Source organism: Kitasatospora sp. NPDC094016, assembly GCF_040304045.1.
Classification (GTDB): domain Bacteria; phylum Actinomycetota; class Actinomycetes; order Streptomycetales; family Streptomycetaceae; genus Kitasatospora.
Genome location: NZ_JBEOUK010000011.1, coordinates 1 through 15,055, shown reverse-complemented (window position 1 = coordinate 15,055; position 15,055 = coordinate 1). Strand labels below are relative to the sequence as shown.

13 protein-coding genes and 2 rRNA genes are annotated in these 15,055 nt (G+C 70.8%); 2 read left to right on the top strand and 13 right to left on the bottom strand.

Translation table 11 applies throughout. The features are described from left to right. Positions 1–2: 2 nt before the first annotated feature. Positions 3–1,151 (top strand): PRC and DUF2382 domain-containing protein, encoded by a 1,149-nt coding sequence (locus tag ABT015_RS37980; protein WP_502897302.1) that lies wholly within the window; start codon positions 3–5, stop codon positions 1,149–1,151. A gap of 180 nt (positions 1,152–1,331) precedes the next feature. Then, positions 1,332–2,828 (top strand): MFS transporter, encoded by a 1,497-nt coding sequence (locus ABT015_RS13270; RefSeq protein ID WP_350879022.1) that lies wholly within the window; start codon positions 1,332–1,334, stop codon positions 2,826–2,828. A gap of 144 nt (positions 2,829–2,972) precedes the next feature. On the opposite strand, the gene ABT015_RS13265 is transcribed toward ABT015_RS13270, so the two are convergent. The 13 genes from ABT015_RS13265 to ABT015_RS13205 all read right to left on the bottom strand — a co-directional run. Further along, positions 2,973–4,373, bottom strand: coding sequence for a DNA polymerase IV (locus ABT015_RS13265; protein WP_350879021.1), 1,401 nt, complete (start codon positions 4,371–4,373; stop codon positions 2,973–2,975). Between the two features lie 70 nt (positions 4,374–4,443). Further along, positions 4,444–5,166 (bottom strand): SanA/YdcF family protein, encoded by a 723-nt coding sequence (locus tag ABT015_RS13260; protein WP_502897301.1) that lies wholly within the window; start codon positions 5,164–5,166, stop codon positions 4,444–4,446. Between the two features lie 93 nt (positions 5,167–5,259). Further along, the gene (locus ABT015_RS13255) at positions 5,260–5,904 is read right to left on the bottom strand and encodes a MerR family transcriptional regulator (RefSeq protein ID WP_350879020.1); all 645 of its coding nucleotides are present in this window, start codon (positions 5,902–5,904) and stop codon (positions 5,260–5,262) included. A gap of 240 nt (positions 5,905–6,144) precedes the next feature. Next, entirely contained in the window at positions 6,145–6,621 is a 477-nt protein-coding gene (locus tag ABT015_RS13250; protein ID WP_063350203.1) for a bifunctional nuclease family protein, read from the bottom strand. 133 nt (positions 6,622–6,754) lie between these two features. Further along, complete coding sequence (gene ftsR, locus ABT015_RS13245; protein WP_402449472.1) at positions 6,755–7,450, bottom strand: transcriptional regulator FtsR; 696 nt, start codon at positions 7,448–7,450, stop codon at positions 6,755–6,757. A gap of 179 nt (positions 7,451–7,629) precedes the next feature. Continuing rightward, entirely contained in the window at positions 7,630–8,172 is a 543-nt protein-coding gene (locus ABT015_RS13240) for a double zinc ribbon and FHA domain-containing protein (RefSeq protein ID WP_402449444.1), read from the bottom strand. A 568-nt stretch (positions 8,173–8,740) separates the two neighbouring features. Then, entirely contained in the window at positions 8,741–9,844 is a 1,104-nt protein-coding gene (locus ABT015_RS13235; RefSeq protein ID WP_350879019.1) for a DUF881 domain-containing protein, read from the bottom strand. Further along, positions 9,828–10,160, bottom strand: coding sequence for a small basic family protein (locus tag ABT015_RS13230; RefSeq protein WP_030062488.1), 333 nt, complete (start codon positions 10,158–10,160; stop codon positions 9,828–9,830). Before ABT015_RS13230 ends, ABT015_RS13235 begins: the two co-directional genes overlap by 17 nt. Next, complete coding sequence (locus ABT015_RS13225) at positions 10,157–11,251, bottom strand: DUF881 domain-containing protein (RefSeq protein ID WP_350879018.1); 1,095 nt, start codon at positions 11,249–11,251, stop codon at positions 10,157–10,159. The genes ABT015_RS13230 and ABT015_RS13225 overlap by 4 nt, the downstream gene beginning before the upstream one ends. Positions 11,252–11,419: 168 nt before the next feature. Next, the gene (locus tag ABT015_RS13220; RefSeq protein WP_063350200.1) at positions 11,420–13,915 is read right to left on the bottom strand and encodes a mannose-1-phosphate guanyltransferase; all 2,496 of its coding nucleotides are present in this window, start codon (positions 13,913–13,915) and stop codon (positions 11,420–11,422) included. Positions 13,916–14,039: 124 nt separating this feature from the next. Next, positions 14,040–14,660 (bottom strand): cardiolipin synthase ClsA, encoded by a 621-nt coding sequence (gene clsA / locus ABT015_RS13215; protein WP_350879016.1) that lies wholly within the window; start codon positions 14,658–14,660, stop codon positions 14,040–14,042. A 98-nt stretch (positions 14,661–14,758) separates the two neighbouring features. Next, positions 14,759–14,875 (bottom strand): 5S ribosomal RNA (gene rrf / locus ABT015_RS13210). 87 nt (positions 14,876–14,962) lie between these two features. After that, positions 14,963–15,055, bottom strand: a 23S ribosomal RNA gene (locus ABT015_RS13205); the annotation flags it as partial.

Below are 15,055 nucleotides of genomic sequence, written 5' to 3'. Positions count from 1 at the left end.
GAGTGCAAACCGATATCGACCCCCGGGACCTCATCGGCCACAAGGCGGTCGACCGCAACGGAGACAAGATCGGCACGGTCGACGAGGTCTACCTGGACGACGCCACCGGCCAGCCGGAGTGGGCGGCCGTCCGGACCGGCATCTTCGGCCGGGACGCCTTCGTCCCGCTCACCACCAGCGAGTTCTCCGGCGACGAGCTCCGGGTGCCGTACGACAAGTCGCTGGTGAAGGAGTCGCCGGACTTCGGCGCCGGCCAGCACCTGTCGCCCGCCCAGGAGCTCCAGCTCTACCGCTACTACGGCCTGGACACCCCGGCGAACGGCCGCCCGGTCGGCCGGGACGGCGACCGTCCTGCCGACCGTGAGGGTGACCGGCCCGTCGGCCGCGAGAGCGACCGCCCGGCCGGCCGGGACGGCGACCGCCCCGCGCGCCCCGACCTCGACTTCGGCACCACCTCGGCGGCCGAGCCCGTGAAGCCCATCGCCTTCCACTCCCTCGACCCCGCCCCGACCACCACCCCTGCCGACCCCACCGGCACCGCGACAGAGGTCAACGTGCGAACCCTCAACACCCCCTCACCCGCGGCCACCCCCACGACGACCGAGCCCAAGCCGCAGCCCGCCCCGATCGTGACGACCACCGCGACCACGAACTCGGCCATGGCCGCGCCGGTCCCGGAGCGCTCGACCGGCCCCGCCCCGTCGTCCCCCAACGGCCCGGTGGAGATCACCTGCCGCGAGGAGCGCCTGGACATCACCACGGACTGGCACATCGTGGGCACCGCGAAGCTGCGCAAGTACGTGACCAGCGAGCAGGTCGAGCGCCGCGTCCCGGTGGTCCGCGAGCGCGTCCGGGTGGAGCGGATGCCGGTGAGCGAGGCCGAGCGTGCCTCGCTCACCGAGAAGGAGATCACCGAGGCGGTGGAGGAGGTCACCCTGCGCGAGGAGCGCCCGGTGGTCCGCAAGTACCTCACCCCGATCGAGCGGGTCCGCCTGGTGGTGGAGCGCTACACCGCCGAGGAGGTGATCCGGGACGAGCTGCGCCGCGAGCACGTCGAGATCCACGACAACACCGCCGCCGCCCCGGCGACCCCGACGGCCACCCCGGCGGCCGAGGCCCCCCGCCCGGCCGTGCTGCGCCCGTTCGCCTGACCTCTCTCCCGAGGGCCCCGGACCACTCGGTCCGGGGCCCTCGGCATGCCCTCGTCCCGGTCGCCGCCCGGCCGGAATCCTTCGATTTTGCCAAAGCGTCACCAATGGATATTTGACACTCTGAAGTATCTCCCGGCATGGTTACTTCAGTTCATTCACTATGTACGGGAGGAAGCAACCGTGAGTGAGGCACCACAGCCCACCACCGCGGCCGAGAAGCAGAGCAGCGCCCGGGTCCTGCCGGCCCTCATCCTGGCGATGCTGTCGTTCAGCGTGGTGCAGACCGCGGTCGTCCCGATCCTGCCCTCGCTGGCCAAGGAACTGAGCGTCTCCGCGTCCAGCATCACCTGGCTGATGACCGCCAACCTGCTCTCCGCCGCCGTGCTGACTCCCCTGCTGGGCCGCTTCGGCGACCTCCGGGGCCGTAAGCCGATGCTGCTGATCTCGCTGGCCGGTCTGGTCGCCGGTTCGGCGCTGGCGGTCAGCACCCACTCCTTCACCTGGCTGGTCGTCGCCCGTGTCCTCCAGGGCGCCGGCGGTGGCGTGCTCCCGCTGGCGATCAGCATCGTCCGCGACGAGCTGCCCAAGCAGAAGGTGACCGGCGGCGTCGCCGCCATCAGCGCCTCGATGGGCGTCGGCTCCGGCCTCGGCCTGGTCGCGACCGGTCTCCTGCTGGAGCACTGGAGCTACAAGTCGATCTTCTGGATGGGCCTGGTCTTCGGCCTGATCGCGGTCGCCCTGGTCGCGTTCCGCGTCCCGTCCGACCCGGTCACCGACAAGGAGGGCGGCGCCGACCCGCTCGGCGCCCTCACCCTGGCCGGCTGGCTCTCCGCCCTGCTCGTCGCGGTCAGCCAGGGCAACCACTGGGGCTGGACCTCGACCAAGACCCTCGGCCTGTTCGCCGTGGCCGCCGTCGTCGCCCTGATCTGGGGGGTCATCGAGACCAAGGTCGCGCACCCCCTGGTGGACATGAAGATGATGTCCCGTCCGGCCGTCGCCTTCACCAACCTGGCCGGCCTGCTGATCGGCTTCGGCATGTACGGCTCGTTCATGGTGATCAGCAACTTCGCCCAGACCCCGGAGAAGCTGACCCACTACGGCTTCACCGCGACCGTCCTGCACGCCGGTCTGCTGCTGCTGCCGTCCGCGATCGGCTCGATGGTGGCGGCTCCGGTCGGCGCGATGCTGATCGCCCGCCGCGGCCCGCGCCTGCCGCTGGTCCTCGGTGGCGTCCTGGGTGCCGTCGCGATGGCCTACCTGGCCGTGCGGCACAGCCACGAGGGCGACATCTACACCTCCTCGGCGATCTTCGGCCTGGGCATCGGCCTGGCGTTCTCCGCGATGCCGGCCTACATCAACGGCGCCGTCCCGGTGGAGCAGAGCGGCATCGCCAACGGCATGAACGCCGTGCTGCGCACCGTCGGTGGTGCGATCGGCACCGCCGTGATGGCCGCCATCCTGACCGGCGACACCATGAAGCTGCCGCCGCAGATCCCGCTGCTGCTGCCCACCCTGGACGCCTACAAGCACGCGTTCTGGGCCGCGGCCGTCGTCTGCGCCGTCGCCGGCGTCGTCCCGTTCCTGATCCGCGGCGTCAAGCCGGCCGCCACCGTCGTCGCCTCGGGCGGCACGGCCGAGCGGAACTCCAGCCCCGAGCTGGCCAAGACCGACGCCTGACCAGGCGTCCGGCCGCCGCGCTCAGGGACAGGGCGCGGCGGCCCGGCCTTCGGACGGTCGCGAGGGCATCACGACCGCACGAAGTCCGGCACGGTATGCGGCCCCAACCGGTACTCCCCCCACCGGTTGGGGCCGCTTCGCGTTTCACAGCCCCGGCACCCCCGGCTCCTCCGGCCCTTCCGACCCCTCGGCCCCCCACAGCGGCAGCGGACGGGCCGGCTCCAGCGCCGGATCGTCCACCGCGAAGGTCCGGATGCGCCCCGGCCCGCTCCACGGCGTCTCGAACCGCACGGTGACCCGCCCGACACCGCTGCCCTGCACCCACCCGGGCCCCAGCTCGGCATGGCGGACGTCCTGCCCGGGCATCCAGCGGCGCGGCGCGGCCGCCTCCGGCTCCTCCTCGGCCGCCTCGACCTCCGCCTCCGCGTGCTCGGCCGCCTCCTCCCGCAGGGCCTGCGCGAACAAGTCCTCCTGGGTGTAGTCGGCCAGCTGGGCGACGCCCACCCCGAGCAGCCGCACCCCACCGGTGATGTCCACCTGGGAGGCCAGCCGGCGCGCCGTCTCGATGACCACCGCCTCGTCGTCGGTGGGCCCGCGCAGCGTCTCCGAACGGGTCAGCGTCGAGAAGTCGAACCGCCGGACCTTGAGCACCACCGTCCGCCCCGAGCGCCCGGCCGCGCGCAGCCGCCGCACACACCGGGCGGCCAGCACCTCCACCTCGCGCAGCACCCGCTCCCGGTCGGCGAGGTCCACCTCGAAGGTGTCCTCCACCGAGACCGACTTGGCGTCCTGATCGGCCACCACCGGCCGGTCGTCCAGCCCTATCGACATCTGGTGCACGCCGGCGCCGTGCGCCCGCCCGAGCAGCAGCACCAGTTCGCCCTCCCCCGCCTCGGCGAGGTCCGCCACGGTGTTCAGTCCGGCCCGCCGCAGCACCTGTTCGGTGGCCGGCCCGATCCCGGGCAGCGCCCGGACCGGCATCGGGCCGAGCACGGCCCGCTCCTGCCCGGGTTCGATCAGCACCAGCCCGTCCGGTTTGGCCTGCTCGGAGGCGATCTTCGCCATCAGCTTGGACCCGGCTGCCCCGACCGACCCGGTCAGCCCGGTGCGCCGCTGGATGTCCGCCCGCAGGTCCTCCGCCAACGCGAGCACCAGCCGCTCCCCGGTCTCGTGGTCGGACTCGGCCAGCACCGGACCGTAGGGGCCGGCCTCCAGGTCGACGAAGGCCTCGTCCAGGCTGAGCGGCTGCACCAGCGGCGACAGCTCGCGCAGCAGGCCCATCACGAGCTCGCTGACCTGCCGGTAGGCCTCGAACCGGCCGCTCAGGAAGGCCGCGTTGGGGCAGAGCCGGCGCGCCTGCGCCATCGGCATCGCCGAGTGCACCCCGAACTTCCGCGCCTCGTACGAGGCGGTGGAGACCACCCCACGCCCGCCGAGCCCGCCGACGACCACCGGTTTGCCGCGCAGGCTCGGCTTGGCCGCCTGCTCCACCGCCGCGAAGAAGGCGTCCATGTCGAGGTGGATGATGCTCGGCAGTGATCGCACCCGCCGATCATCCCGCAGGGGTCCGACAATGCGTACGAACCCGGGCGGGGCCCAGGCCGAGTCAGAACACCTAGCGCTGCGTGGCGTCCGCCAGAGCCTTCGGGATGCCGTCCTCCTGGGGGCCGAGGAACAGCGGGTCCGGCCGCAGCCAGGCGTTGACCGCCGCCTTGCCCGCCCCGGGGATCTCCCGCAGCCCGCCGTACAGCCAGGTGCCGTCGTGCACTTCCGGCACCCCGACCGCGTACGCGTCGATGCCCGCCGCCTCGCACAGGGCCAGCGCCCGGCGGACGTGGAAGTCCTGGCTGACCAGCACCGCCCGCTCCACCCCGAAGACCCGCCGGGCCCGGGTACAGGAGTTCCAGGTGTCGAAGCCCGCGTAGTCGCCCACCACCCGGACCGCCGGCACCCCGTGCTCGATCAGGTACGTCCGCATCGCGTCCGGCTCGTCGTAGCTGTCCCGGCCGTTGTCGCCGGTCACCAGGATCGCCTGCACCTTCCCCGCCCGGTACAGGTCCAGCGCCGCGCTCAGCCGGTGCTCCAGGTACGGCGACGGCTTGCCCTGGTCGAGCCCGGCGCCGAAGACCACCGCGACCGGCGCGGTCGGCACGCTGGCCACCGTGCCGACCCGGTCCCCGGCCGAGCACCACAGCCACGCGCTCGGCGCCAGCGCCAGCGAGCAGAGCACCGTCGCCGCCTGGAAGGCCCTGCGCTGCACGGGCCGCCGCCGAACCCGGACCTTCAGCAGCCCGCCCCGACGCCGCAGCAGACCCGCTATCCCGGTGCCGAACCCCACGTGTCCTCCCTCGATCGCCTCACCAGGCGCAACGACGAGGCCGCGGGCCCGGACGGTTCCCCGTCCGGGCCCGCGGCCTCGTCAGTTCTGCGTTCAGACCGCCCGGTTGCGCCGTTGGGCCAGCTCGTCGGACGGGTCGTGGCCGACCAGCGTCTCGCCGGTGTCGGTGCGCTCCGCGTGCAGCCGCCCGAGCGTCAGCTCCAGCTCCCGCCAGACCGCTCCGACCGCGATGCCGAACACCCCCTGACCACCCTTCAGCAGGTCCACCACCTGCTGCGGCGTGGTGCACTCGTACACCGTCGCGCCGTCGCACATCAGCGTCATCCCGGCCAGGTCGCCCTGCTCGGCCGCCTGCAGATGGGCGACCGCCACCCGGATGTTCTGCAGCGAGACGCCCGCGTCGAGCAGCCGCTTCACGATCTTGAGCAGCAGGATGTCGCGGAAGCTGTAGAGCCGCTGGCTGGTGGCCGGGTACGCCGAACGGACGCTGGGCTCCAGCAGTCCGGTCCGGGCCCAGTAGTCCAGCTGGCGGTACGTGATGCCGGCCGCCGCGCAGGCCGTCGGACCTCGGTAGCCGATCAGTTCGGACGTCGGGGCCAGCCGCTCGATGGCGGGCTGACCGGGCTGCACGGCCGGGAACCTGCCCACCCGGGGCAGGTCCGTCACGGTGCGAGCGGTGCGCGGCAGGTGCATGGCGCACAGGCCTCCCACGGCCGTGTCATCGCCGGTGCTGCTCATGCCTGCCTCCGTCCACTGGTGCTGCGGGCAACCCGAACTGCGGGCATCGGTCACCCGGACAGCCACTCCTGACGGTAGGCAGTCCCCTATGACCCGTCAACGATCGCCACGCCGGGCCAGCCAAACCACATCACTCAGGAGAGTGGTTTTTCGTGCCCCTAGTGTGGGTAGGTCGACGGTTTTTGGCAAAACGGCAAGCCAAACAACGGCCTGGCCTGTAGAGAAATCCGGTCCGCACTACTACTGCGGGCCGCTGCCCCCGAAGTCCTCGGGCGACACCTGGTCGAGGAACTCGCGGAACTTCTCGACCTCGTCCTCCTGCTCGTCCGGGATCGCGATGCCCGCCTCGGCGAGCACCTCCTCGCTCCCGTAGATCGGCGTACCGGTGCGCAGGGCCAGCGCTATCGCGTCGGACGGCCGGGCGCTCACCTCGACCCCGCCGGTGAAGACCAGCTCGGCGTAGAAGACGCCCTCCCGCAGGTCGGTGATCCGGACCTCGGTGAGCTGCTGCCCGAGCGCCTCCAGGACGTCCTTGAACAGGTCGTGCGTCAGCGGGCGGACCGGCGTCATGCCCTGCTGGGCGAAGGCGATCGCGGTCGCCTCGCCGGGACCGATCCAGATCGGCAGGTACCGATCGCCCCCGACCTCCCGCAGCAGCACGATCGGCTGGTTGGAAGGCATCTCCACTCGGACACCCACGACGTCGAGCTCATTCACACAGGCAACCCTATGGCTCAGGCCCCGGATATGAAAGCGCAGGGCCGACGCCGCTGGTCAGCGCGGTGCACCCGGGCCGCCCCGGGTCTGGACGGCCACCTCGCAGAAACCCCGTGGGAACCCCGCGGGGGCGCTATCCGCGGCTGCGCAGACCGGCCTGGACCATCGCCGCGTGCAGCCGCACGGACAGTGTCGCCAGCTCCCGCGCGGTGGCCTCGGCATGGGCCCTGGTCTGCGGGTTCCGGTGCCGGCGCAGTGGCGCCACCACCTGCTCCACCAGCGCGATCTCCCGGTCCGCCGCGGCCTTCATGGCCCGCAGGTGCCGCGGTTCCAGCCCGTACCGGCCGAGTTCCGCGACCAGTCGGGCCACCTGCAGCGCCTCGCCGTCGTACCCGCCGTCCGGACCGGGCGCGACCAGACCGTAGGACTCCCACTCGGACAGCTCGCGTTCCCCGGACTCGGCGGCCGCCAGCAGTTCGGCACGCCCCAGCCGGACTCCGGACGGGACGTCGGCCGAAGCCCCCAGCTCCCGGTCCGCCTCCTCCACCGGCCCGGGCCGGGCGTCGGCGGAGGGCGGCAGCGCGGGCGGTGCCTCACCGCGCTCGATGGCGTCCAGGTGCTCGCGGATCACCCGCAGCGGCAGGTAGTGGTCACGCTGCATCCGCAGGACGTAGGCCAGCCGCTCGACGTCGGCCGGGCTGAACTTGCGGTACCCCGAGGGCGTGCGCTGCGGCTCGACCAGCCCCTCCGCCTCCAGGAACCTGATCTTGGAGATGGTGACCTCGGGGAAGTCGTCGCGCAGGAAGGCCAACACCGCGCCGATGCTCAGCAGCTCGTCGCCGCCGCGCCGCCGCCCACCCGGCCGGTCCGGGCGGAGCGGCTGCCTGGGGCCCGCGACCACCCCGCGCCCGCCGCGGTCCGTCTGCGGACCGGACGATGCGGGGGTGGCCGCCCCGAGAGAAGATGAAGGGGTATTCGTACTCACTCGGGCTCCTACCGACGTTGGGTTCAGTACCCCCGGTTGTGGCCGGCGAAGAACACCAGCCGGTACTTCCCGATCTGCACCTCGTCACCGTTGTTCAGCGACACCTCGTCGATCCGCTCCCGGTTGACGTAGGTGCCGTTGAGGCTGCCGACGTCCGCGACGCTGAACCCGGCCTGCGTCCGACGGAACTCCACGTGGCGCCGCGAGACCGTGACGTCGTCCAGGAAGATGTCGCCCTGCGGGTGACGGCCGGCCGTGGTGACGTCCGAGTCCAGCAGGAAGCGGCTGCCCGAGTTCGGACCGCGCTGGACGATCAGCAGCGCAGAGCCCGGCGGCAGCGCGTCGATCGCCGACAGCACCTCGGCCGACAGGGCCGGCGTGGCGCCGGTGCCGGTCGTGGTGTTGGGGTCGTACGACTCCAGGCCGGAGATGGAGATGGTCGACGTGGTCTCCGCCGCCCCCTCCGGAAGCAGGCCACCGCGCAGGGCCGTACCGCAGTTGGAGCAGAACCGGGCCGAGGCCGGGTTCTGGTTGCCGCACCTGGGGCACGGAGTGGGGCCAGCCATGTTCACAGCCTCCTGGCGCGGCACACCCGACGGGTTGTGCCCGGCGTACGGGTCCGGGGCAAACCCTCCACCAGAGGTTGAGGGTCCTGACTGGAAACCTATGCGCGGGTCGCCGGAAGGGTCAACCGACGCGCCGTAGCCGCCCACCGGATTCCCGGCGTACTGGGCGGCGGCACCGTCCCGGAACAGCTGCTGCTCGGCGTACGGCGCCCCCTCGGGGGCGGGGCGCATGCCCGGCACAACGGCCTCGTCCTCGGGCCGGCGGTGCCGCGCGGTCGGCGCCTCGACGGAAGCCGCGCCACGGCCCTTGTTACGACCGAACAACTTCGAGAAGAAACTCACGGGCGAATCCCCTTGCGTGTGACAGACCCGCCCGCGGGGCAGGGTGAGAACCTCGGACAGGCCGCGGACCCGATTGCGGATCGGGCCTGCTGGAGTGGTACTCCGATGGTTGGTACTGCGGTTGGTGCTCCGGTGCGTGCTGGTACGACCCAGTCTCGCCCACGCGACGGCGGCGCCCCGCACCGGGTGCCGCCCGCAGGTGACGGGCCGTTCGTCGGGCGCCCCGTCACTTCGAAGCCGGCTTGGCGTACTGCGGCGTCTTCAGATCCACGAGGGCGTCCACGACCACCTTCTGCTGCTGGGTGATCGTCGCCCGCGCCTGGTGACTCTCCAGAGTACGGACGACACCCCCCGGGATGTTCAGCGCGGGTGTCAGATCCTGCGGGTTCCCCACGACGGTGAACCGATAGGGCTGCGAGACCTTCTTCCCGTCGATCTGCACCCCGCCGCCCGACACGTCGGTGAAGTAGGTGTTGACCACCACGCGCACATCGTTGATCTGAATCGCCTCCGCCCCCGCCGCTCGAAGTTCTTGCAGGGTGTCCAGCAGCATATCTGCCTTCACCTGCCCTTGGGGATCATCGACCGTGAGTACGATGCCCGGACCAGTGGCTTTGACGGTGCCGGCGAGCACGCCGAGCTCCGTCGCCTTCTTCCTGGTCTGCTCCTGGGCCTCCTTGGCCTGGTTGGAACTGTTCTCCAACTTGGCCAGGGACTGTTCCAACTCCGCCTTCTCCTGCTGGAGACGCTGCTGACGGCTGTCCAGTTCGTCGAGGATGCGCACCAGGTCCTCCTGGCGGGCCCCGCGGAGCTGGCTGTGGTGGTCGTTGGTCGACCGCACCTGGATCGCCAGCCCCAGGCCGAGCGAGAACAGCAGCAGCGCCACCACCAGCTGCCCGCGCGACATCCGCGGCGGCCACAGGGCTGCCTTGAGGCGCCGCCGTCCCGCACTGCGGTCCACGGCGGCCGGCTCCACCACGGGCTCGGGCTCGGGCTCGGGCTCAGACGCAGGCTCGGACGCAGGCGCTGCGGCCTTCTCCAGCCGCACCACGGGCGCGGGCGCCGCCTCCGCATCAAGCTCAGGCTTAGCGTCAGACTTCGCCGCAGCCTGTCCCTCGGGCCCCTCGGGCCCCTCGGCCTTCCCCGGCTCCTCCGGATCCTCGGCCTGGTCGGCGTGCTGGACCTCTGCGGCCCCGTCCACCGGCTCGACCGGGCCCGCCTCGGCCGCCGACTCCGGCCCCGACGCCTCGGCAGCCCGCTCCAAGGCCTTCCCGCCGCCGTCCGGGTGTTCCTCCGCCGCCCCGCGGCCCGACTCAGGCGCGGAAGACATGGCGCCGAATCGCGGCCGCGTTGGAGAAGATGCGGATGCCGAGGACGACGACCACACCCGTGGACAGCTGCGAGCCGACGCCCAGCTGGTCACCGAGGAAGACGATCAGTGCCGCGACCACCACGTTCGACAGGAACGAGACGATGAACACCTTGTCGTTGAAGATCCCGTCCAGCATCGCCCGGACGCCGCCGAACACGGCGTCCAACGCCGCCACCACCGCGATCGGCAGGTACGGCACGACGGCGTCCGGCACCTCGGGCTGGACGAAGAGTCCGACGACCACCCCGATCACGAGACCCAGTACGGCAATCACGGTCTAGCTGCTCCTGTCCCTGCGGACGACGACCCGGGCGGGGCCGTCGTGGACGAGTGGGCTGTCGTGGTCTTCGCGGACCCGCTCGGCGTACGCCGCCCGGTGCTGCCCGCAGACGGTGAAACGGACGCGCTCGGGCTCCCGGAGGTTCCGGCGGTGGGTGGCGGCGTCGGCGCGACCGGAGCCGCCGACGGCGACGCCGGGGGCGAGGGCTCGGACGTGACCGGCTGCGCGGTCCGCAGCGTCACGCCCACCGCGGCCGGCAGCGTCAGGTTCTTCTGCGCGGACATGGTCGACTTGATGCCGTACTTCTCCTGGAGCAACCGCAGGTACTGCCCGGCCATGTCGTTCTCGAAGGCGGTGAGCAGCTTCGGCCCGTCCCCGATCGCCTGGATGTTGTACGGCGGGACGAGCGGCCGGTTGTCCACCAGTACCGCCTCGCCCGCGGCCCGGATCGCCGAGAGCGCGGTGAGCCGCTGACCGTTGATCGCCACGGCTTCCGCACCGGATCCCCACACGCCGTTCACCACCAGCTGGAGGTCGCGGTCCCGCAGCCGGCCACTGTTGGAGAAGCCCTGCCCGGCCCGCGGGTCGACGTTCCCCCCGCCGCCGGTCCCCGCCGCGTCCTCCAGGACCAGCTTGACGCCCGGCCCCGAAACCTCGCCCAGACCCACCGCGCCGGTCAGACCGCCCTGGTCGCCGTCGCCCGTGGCCAGCGCCTGCTGCTGCGTGCTCTCGACCTTGCGCCGCAGGTCCTGGACCTGCTGCTGAAGGTGGTCGGCCGAGCCGTTGGTGTCGTTGATCCGGTGGATCAGCGCGTCCCGCTCCTTGGCCAGCGTCGGCTCCGCCTTGTGCGCGTTCACCGCGCCGACCGTCACCACGACCCCGACCAGCGCCAGCCCGGCGCCCAGCGTGAGCAGGCCTCGGGCCGTCCTGGGTATCCGGCTGTCGTGGTCTGCGCCCCGCGCCGCGGCAGCCTCGGCGTAGCCCTCGTCGAGGCTGTGGTCCATGACGTTGGTCAGCAGGGACATCGAGGCGTCCGGACGGTTGTACCGTCCGTTCGGGGCACTCGGCGTCGGCGTCGCTGGCATGCGGACCATCGTCCCACGTCGGCGAAGGGGCCCACGCACACCCCCTGAGCTGCACTCACGACACAAAGTGACGGATCATTGCGAACAGTGTGAAAACGGACAGCGGGGCGCGCGGACCATGCCGCGCGCCCCGACCGTCAGGACCGTCGAACGATCAGGCCGGTGTCGTCACCTCCCGGCGCCGTCGACCACCGCCGCCCACTCGTCCAGCAGCGCCTCCGTGGCCTCGTCGTCCGGACCTTCCGCCCACAGGTGGGTGGTCGCCTCGGCGGGATCCGGCAGCACCAGCGTCCAGCGCCCGTCCGCCTCGACGACCCGGACGCCGTCGGTGGTGTCCAGCCGCCGGCTGCCGGCCGCCTCGACCACCGAGCGCATCACCATCCCCTTGGCCGCCCACGGCGTCGCCAGGTCCCGGCGACGGATGTGCGCCTGCGGGATGCGCGCGTCGATCTGGCTCAGCGTGAGCTGGGTCCGCGCCACCAGGCCGACCAACCGCACGAAGGCCGCGGCCCCGTCCAGCACTCCGCTGAACTCCGGCACCACGAAACCGCCACGCCCGTCCCCGCCGAACACCGTGCCCTCGGTGGCGGCCGCCTTCGCCAGGTCGTCCGGCGTCGTCGTGGTCCAGATGACCTGGGTGCCGTGGTACGCGGCGACCTGCTCGGCGATCCGGGTCGTGGTCACCGGCAGCGCCACCTGCCCGCTGCGCCGCTCGGCCGCGACCAGGTCCAGCAGCACCAGCAGCGCCCGGTCGTCGTCGATCACCCGGCCCAGTTCGTCGACGAACGCGACCCGCTCGCCGACCGGGTCGAAGCGGACGCCGAAGGCCGCCCGGGAGGAGGCCACCAGCTCGCCGAGCCTGGCCAGCCCGGCCCGCCGCTCCTCCGCGTCCTCCGTCGGCCGCGCCTCGTCCAGCCCGCTGGAGACGGTGAGCGCCTCCACTCCGAGCCGTCCGAGGATGCTCGGCAGAACCAGGCCGGCGCTGCCGTGCGCGGTGTCCACGACCACCTTCAGTCCGGCCTCCCGGACCCCGGTGGTGTCGACGGCCCGCAGCAGGTTGCCCGCGTAGGAGTCGAAGACGCTGGACGGGAAGGTCAGGTCCCCGATCTCACCGGGGAAGGCCCGCCGGTACTCCTGGCGCGCGTACACGCGGTCCAGCTTTCGCTGGCCGGCCTGCGAGAGGTCGGCCCCGCGCTCGTCGAAGAAGAGGATGTCCAGGGAGTCGGGCACCCCCGGCGTGGTCCGCAGGAAGATCCCGCCCGCACTCCCCCGCGCGGTGTGCTGCCGGGCCACCGGCATCGGCACGTTCTCCAGGTCGCGGACGTCTATGGCCGACGTCTGGAGCGCCGAAATCATCGCCCGTTTGAGCGCACGCGCACCACGCGAGTGGTCACGCGCAATGGTGACGGTCGCCCCCTTCTTCAGGGTCGTGGCGTACGCGCCGGCCAACCGCACGGCCAGTTCCGGGGTGATCTCGACGTTCAGGATCCCCGACACGCCACGCACGCCGAACAGGTGCTCCTGGCCGCGGGACTCCCAGATCACCGACGTGTTGACGACGGCGCCGGCCTCGATGGTCTTGAACGGATAGACCCGGACGTTCGCACCGATGATCGACTCCTCGCCGATCAGGCACTCGTCCCCGATCACCGCGCCGTCCTCGATCCGGGCGGCCCGCATCACGTCGGTGTTCTTGCCGACCACGCAGCCGCGCAGATTGCTCTGCGGCCCGATGTAGACGTTGTCGTGCACGACCGCCTTGTGGAGGAACGCGCCGCGCTTGACCACCACGTTGCTGCCGAGCACGGTGTGCTCGCGGATCTCGACGCCGGCCTCGACCTTGGCGTAGTCCCCGATGTACAGCGGCCCGCGCAGCACCGCCTCCGGGTCCACCTCCGCGCCCTCGGCCACCCAGACGCCCGGCGAGATCTCGAACCCGTCGAGCTCGACGTCGACCTTGCCCTCCAGGACGTCCGCCTGGGCCTTGCCGTAGCTCTCGTGGGTGCCAACGTCCTCCCAGTAGCCCTCGGCGACGTAGCCGTAGACCCGCTTGCCCTCCTTCAACAATTGCGGGAAGACGTCACTCGACCAGTCGACGGACTCACCTGCTGCGACGTAGTCGAAGACCTCTGGTTCCATCACGTAGATACCGGTGTTCACAGTGTCCGAGAAGACCTGTCCCCAGGTCGGCTTCTCCAGGAAGCGCTCGACCCGTCCGTCGTCGTCCGTGATCGTGATACCGAACTCGAGGGGATTCGGCACCCTGGTGAGACAGACGGTGACCAGCGCGTTCTTGCTGCGGTGAAAGTCGATCAATTCCGAGAGGTCGAAGTCGGTGAGTGCGTCACCGGAGATCACCAGAAAGGAGTCGTCCTTCAACGCGTCCTCGGCGTTCTTGACACTCCCCGCGGTGCCTAGCGGCGTCTCCTCGTGGGCATAGGTCAGATGCATGCCCAGGTCCTCGCCGTCACCGAAGTAGTTCTTGACCAGTGAGGCCAGGAACTGAACGGTGACGACGGTGTCGGAGAGGCCGTGCCGCTTCAGCAGCCGAAGCACGTGCTCCATGATCGGCCTATTGGCGACCGGAAGCAGCGGCTTCGGCATGCTGGAGGTCATCGGGCGGAGTCGGGTTCCTTCGCCCCCTGCCATGACAACGGCTTTCATTACGGGTGCGTCCTCCTTTGCGGTGGTGGACCTACAGGTCCATCAAACCGTTCCAGAGGGATCCCTACCCGGAAGGTATCGTCCGACGCACCGATACGGCGTGGGACTTCTCTCAGATCACGTCTCAGACTGCGGACGCGGACCCCGTCGAGGCCGCCCGGGTGATCCGCCGGGCCTGAACCGCGTAAAGAATACCGGCCCACCAGTACAACGTGGTCCCCCACCAGATGAAGGCCCAGCTCACCACCTCGGCCGGCCGCGCGATCCAGCTGTCCACGCGGCCGAGCAGGAGAAGCGGAAACGCGTACATCAGATTGAAGGTCGCGGCCTTCCCCAGAAAACTCACCTGGAGCGGCCCGTAACCGTGCCGGTTCAAAATGGGCAACAGCGCGCCGATAAAAACTTCCCGGGCCAGCAGAATCGCCGTCACCCACCACGGAAGAATCTCACGCCAGGTCAAACCGACCAGCGTGGACAGCACGTAGAGTCGGTCGGCCAGCGGATCGAGCAGCTGCCCCACCCGACTGACCTGTCCCCATCGCCGCGCGAGTTTCCCGTCGAGGTAGTCGCTGACACCGCTCAGCATCAGGATCAGCAGCGCCCAACCATCGTTGTTGGGGCCGTCGAAAACCGGCCAGAGAATCAGCCAGAGAAAAAGCGGAACACCGACCAGCCGGCCCATGCTGAGCAGGTTGGGGATGGTGAGGACGCGATCGGTCTGGACCCGCGTCTCCTGGACCTCCACCCGGGGGCCTCCTGTCCCGTGTGACGACAATGCACGTTGACCCTACAACAGAAAAGCCCCCGCCAGGTTCACCCGGCGGGGGCTTCTCTCGAATAATTGTTCGGCGGCGTCCTACTCTCCCACAGGGTCCCCCCTGCAGTACCATCGGCGCTGTAAGGCTTAGCTTCCGGGTTCGGAATGTAACCGGGCGTTTCCCTCACGCTATGACCACCGAAACACTATGAAACTGTCAACCGCACCAACCCCGTGACCAAACGGGTTGGGGTCGTTGTTTCAGAACAACACAGTGGACGCGAGCAACTGAGGACAAGCCCTCGGCCTATTAGTACCGGTCAACTCCACCCCTCACAGGGCTTCCATATCCGGCCTATCAACCCAGTCGTCTACTGGGAGCC